At 59.8% G+C, this 4,751-nt stretch carries 6 protein-coding genes and 1 pseudogene; all 7 read right to left on the bottom strand.

Translation table 11 applies throughout. From position 1 onward, the window contains the following. A partial coding sequence (locus tag NKI61_RS32275; RefSeq protein ID WP_352842341.1) for an exopolysaccharide production repressor protein occupies positions 1 to 243 on the bottom strand: 243 nt, incomplete at its 3' end. Between the two features lie 27 nt (positions 244 to 270). Further along, on the bottom strand, positions 271 to 588 hold the full coding sequence (gene fdxB, locus NKI61_RS32280) for a ferredoxin III, nif-specific (protein WP_352842342.1): 318 nt from the start codon (positions 586 to 588) through the stop codon (positions 271 to 273). 10 nt (positions 589 to 598) lie between these two features. Continuing rightward, positions 599 to 776: pseudogene (locus NKI61_RS32285) on the bottom strand (CCE_0567 family metalloprotein). 25 nt (positions 777 to 801) lie between these two features. Continuing rightward, positions 802 to 1,266, bottom strand: a complete 465-nt coding sequence (locus NKI61_RS32290) for a DUF269 domain-containing protein (RefSeq protein WP_352842343.1) — start codon at positions 1,264 to 1,266, stop codon at positions 802 to 804. Between the two features lie 17 nt (positions 1,267 to 1,283). Next, positions 1,284 to 2,753: a TlpA disulfide reductase family protein gene (locus NKI61_RS32295; protein ID WP_352842344.1), complete on the bottom strand. Its 1,470-nt coding sequence runs from the start codon at positions 2,751 to 2,753 to the stop codon at positions 1,284 to 1,286. 287 nt (positions 2,754 to 3,040) lie between these two features. Further along, entirely contained in the window at positions 3,041 to 3,334 is a 294-nt protein-coding gene (locus NKI61_RS32300) for a hypothetical protein (RefSeq protein WP_352842345.1), read from the bottom strand. A 775-nt stretch (positions 3,335 to 4,109) separates the two neighbouring features. Continuing rightward, on the bottom strand, positions 4,110 to 4,751 hold a 642-nt coding region (locus NKI61_RS32305), incomplete at its 5' end, for a universal stress protein (protein WP_352842346.1).

Consider the following 4,751-nt stretch of genomic DNA (forward strand, 5'->3'; position numbering starts at 1 on the left):
TGGCGGCTCGGACCCGACTTCCTTGCAACGACCGAAATGCTCAGCCCTTTGGCCAGCTGAGCTGGCGCAGCTAGAGCGCCAGATCAGAAAGAGCACGCTTGCGAAATACGCCAGCTGAAGGGCCAGCGAACAAGCCAGGGTCGTGACGACTACTGTGCGGATGGAGTAAGAAGCGAAGTAGAAGGTCAGAGCGTTACTGCACAGGGCCAGCCACAGGAAGCAATAAAAGATTCTAAAGGGCAACGCCGTTCTCCTGGTTTGTCCGCCAGATCATGCAGCGACCTGGTCGGCCGCAATATGGGTCTGGCAGTTCTTCGGGCAGACGCGGCCGCAGGCTCCGCAGCCAACGCAGCGGCCGGCATGGTCGACGACCATGATCATGCGATTGAGCTCGCCGTCGAAATCGTCGTCTTGGCCGTCGCAGGCGCCGAGGATTTCACCCACGTCATCGACGCCGTAAAGATGCATGACCTCGCGAGAGCAGACTTTGAAACAGCGGCCGCAGCCGATGCAGGTCGTGCCGTCTATAGCGGTGAGGTATTCCGGCACCCATCCGGAGCCGTCGCGGGTGGTGAATGTGCTCATCATCGTAACTTCTTCATTGTAGCGAGCCATCCAACTCGGCAAAAACCGCCGACGTTTCCTCGGCAACTTCCTCTATCTCCGTCCATTTTCCCGGGAGATTCTCTGCAAGGTCGCGCAATTTTCATCTTGGCAATTGCCGCGCGCAGCTGAAGCTTTCGGACTTTCGTTCCCATCTCATTCAGCTTTGACATAGATCCTTCCTCGAAATCGGTGTCTTCACGCCCGTGCCAGGTTGCGATTAGGCTTCAGTGACTGAGGTCGCATCTTCGACAGTTTCGTACCGGCCTCAGCGAGTTTCCGAAGCGTCTCGAAGCCGAACCGGTGAATGTCTCGACAGAACGACCAACTGCCCGGCCGTGGAAAGCATGCGCCCCAAGCCCTCGTGGATTTCATCTTTGTCATTGGCGATGTCATCAGACCGCAACGCTCCTCAATCGCGAGCCCGACGGCGGTGTAGAACAAGTCGAGCCTCCACAGGTCCGGCTCGGGATCGTCGATGACGGGCATAGCACGTCGCTGTTTTCTGGTGACGATGAAGTTGGCCAGCAGTTCGGCGTCCGATTTGCCTTCCCACGAGCCGCAGGAGTCTGGAGGACGGACCAGCCGCAGGCATCTGAGGAACGGTGTGGCAAGGGCCGACTCGTCCTCGTTGACAGCCGGGCTGACCGCGGCATCAGACATTTCGCCTTCTCCTCGTTTCAGTCCTCTCCTCGAAGCACGGGACGCCTACTTCGGGCACACTTGCGCACCCGACGCCCGGCTCGCGGCGGCCGATTCCGCGCAATTGATGTCGCCGTGGCCGACCTTGAACACCTCCTCGACTGCGAAGTCCTCCACGCGAATTCGCGTCGAACATCACTTCCGCCGCGATGCGGCCGCAGGTCATCGCAAGATACGAACCTCGAACCTGCTGCAAACGATCCGCCCTGTGCTGCATGGGGCCTGCTTGCTGCGGCCACGCCAGGGAAATGGATGAACCGGCCAGTAAACATTCCGACCACCCCCTTCTTAAGTATTCCTCTTGCCCGGCCGCGCTTTGGCACCTCCGGGAAATGGTTTTGCGGAGCCCCACAGAGAGCGCCGTAACAAACCTTCCCGCCTCTGTAGTTGGCCAGGGCCTGCAGCAAATCCGGTAGAAGGTGCTCTTTCAATTCGTCCGGGACAGGCTCCGGACCGTCCAGCGACTGCAGTGCCAGTTCGACCAACTCGGTCGCGCGATCATTGTTGCCGTTCTCGTGATAGTACCGGGCGACTGCGGGATAGGACCGGAACTTAGGACTGTCGCCTTGCGGGGGATTCAGCGCCAGGATGTGTTCGGGTAGCTCCTTGCCCATCGCGAAGCGCTCAGCAGGGGGAAGGCGCGAATGATCATTGGCCGGATGGAAAAGTTGGTCTAGCGCCGAAACCATCCAATCCTCGGAATTTTTGTCGATCGCGTCGCGAACCAATTGGCGCATCACGGGCAAGCCGGTCCACATGTCTTGTATTTTGTGAAGCAACAGATGTGCATGAGCCAGGCGGAAATTGAGGTCGTCCGGCATCAAGGCAATGCCCTCTTCGATCGCCCAGAGCGCCGTCTTCCAATCTTCCAACTTCACCGCCGCCCAGAACCTGTCATCGATCGGCTTCTTCAACGCTTGTTCGCGCGCCAGGGGTTCGCTTGTGGCGATCCGCTCCTGATCGGCCGCTTTCGCTTTGTTGCTGGTACGCCAGCTGCCGTTGAGCACTTTCGGCAAAACCTCACCGAGTTGGCTCGGATGACCGATAAAGGCGATGCAGCCGTCTCGGTCGACTACGAACGAGGTCGGAACCCCGACGCAAAAGCTGGGTTCCCTCCAAAGCTTCTTCATTTCGCCTGTGAAATCGAACGCAATCCGATGATTCAGATCCGGGCACTTTTCAGCCAACCACGCGTCCAACTTGGTCCGGGCCTCGACGGCCGTTGGAGCGTCTTCATCAGCCGCGATCCCGACGACCTCAAGCCCGCTGTCCTTGTATTTCTCCTGTAGCTGCATCAGCTCGAGCATCCCCGCGGCACATAGTTCGCACCAAGTTGCCCAAAATTCGACGATATAGACTTTGCCGGGCTGGAAGTTCGCAAGAGGCTCGCCACGCAGCCAGTCCTCCACTTTGATCGAAGGAGCCGGTGACCCCATCCGCAACACCATTTTGCTCTCCAAAGCTGTTGCCAAAGGTTGCGTGACCTTATGCGCAGGCTTGTTCCCCCTTTGAGATGGGGAACGAGGGTTCAAGGAAGGTAGAGCATCGCTCGTCTTGCGCATCTGCGTGCAGTCAGCCTTCACTCAGTGTTGCTGACTCTCAATTCGCAAAGGCCATGCCAACGCGCTCAGCGCGCAGTAAACCCTTGATCCTTAAAAGACGTCCGGGGTGCCCAAGATAGCCGGTTGTATTGGACGCGACATGTTTTCTGCTACTGTCAGGTCTTGGACACGCATCAGGCGCTTCGCGTCGCCAGAGAAGCGTGGCCACGGACGACTCGACATATATTCTGGCCGAGGGACGAGCAGATGGACATCATGACTGCGTTGGCTACCGCCAGGCTCGTGATCATCGTCCGCCTCAAGCCTTGCTTGAGCTTCTTGCCGTTTCGGTCGCTCAGGTGGAAGCGGAACGCCATTGCGATTGCAGGGGCCGCTCCACCCGAGCATCGCCCCTGCCCTACCTCTTCCGCTTTGCGATTGAATTCCTGGCTCGCGACGCCGGAGTTCTTCGCGACGAAGCCGGTCATGTCCGGCTGCGGGTCGCGAGTACCGTCATCACCAGATCGACGATGATCATCACGGCGAAAAGGCCAGGATGAGTGCCGGTATGTGCCGGTCGGTGCACTCTGCGGGATTCCTGCTTTGTGCCGATATTTTCGGTGTTCCCTGTGCTCAGGCACTACAGGGACCGCCTGGTGCGAATGTGAGCGTTGTCGGAATTTGACCAGCCCCAAAGACCGCTCGGTCGCCACGCGGGCCGGGCCGGACAGAATGAAAACACTGAAGACGCGGCCGTCCTCGCTGCTAACCCGGCTACCATCCCACGCGATGACAACGTGATTGATGCCATCAATTCCCGCCGACTCCGGCAAGAGCCCGACCGGTCCCTACTCGAAGTTGACGGGCCCCGGCCACGGCACGGTCATCGCGTTGTTCAGCTCCCGGCCAAAATTGAGGAGATCGGGATAGCGCCCATGCGATGCCGCTACGGGTCCGAACTCGGTCGCGCTGAACGACCCTCTTTGACCTGACGCCGACCTGCGCCGTGATCGTGGCTGCAGTGAGCACTGCCCATACCTCTGCCCGGCCGTTGGTCTCAGCATCACGGACCAACTCGGGCGAGCAGAACCCCCCCGGGCGCGCGTTAGAGGCGTGCGCGAATGTTCTCGGGCGGCGCGTGCAGACTGGCTCCGAGAAGCTTCGCGAAGCTTGCATGTTGCCGCGATCTTTCTCCGACTTGGCATCAAGATAGTGACCCAGTGAGTAGAGTTTCGAACAGCGTCGGTGCTGCTTCGGAACCCGTCAGCGAGCCAAAAACAGCGGCAATGGCGGCTTCCCAACTATCCATCTCGTCACGCCACCGAAGATCCGCTCGCGCAGCCGGCGGCTGCCATAAGCGCCCATGACGATCATTTCTGCAGACGTGTCGATTGCGTGCTGCGCGAGCACCGTGGCTGCCGATTTTCCGGCGCTCGCCAGCAGGTCAACCGACACCCGAGCACCGTGCCTAGTGAGATAGGCAGCGATGTCGGCTCCCGGCTCGGTACCGTTTCCGGTGCAGGTCGCCTCCGGATCGACGAGTGCGACACGAACTTCCTCAGCACCGGCTAGCAGATGCAGCGCTTCCCGAACCGAACGGGACGCCTCGACTCGCGAATCCCAGCCGACCAGCACCCGCCGTGGAGACAGAGTCGCCTCAGCGCCCTCCGGCACGACAAGCACCGGCTTTCCGGTGTCGAACAGGCTGCCGTTGATAACAAGGGGACCGACGTTAACGTCGTTGAGAAGTGCAGGGCCGACGATTGTCAGGTCGTTGCAGAGCGCCCGCGCTCGCACTGCGTCACCGACGCTGGCCTGATCGCAGTTGACAACATCGACATCATAGCACCGCCACGTGGCTCTCAGCAGTTTGTGAATTTCCCTAGATGTTTTTTCCAGACTGGC

The sequence above is a fragment of the Mesorhizobium sp. M0514 genome (assembly GCF_040321145.1).
Taxonomy (GTDB): Bacteria; Pseudomonadota; Alphaproteobacteria; order Rhizobiales; family Rhizobiaceae; genus Mesorhizobium.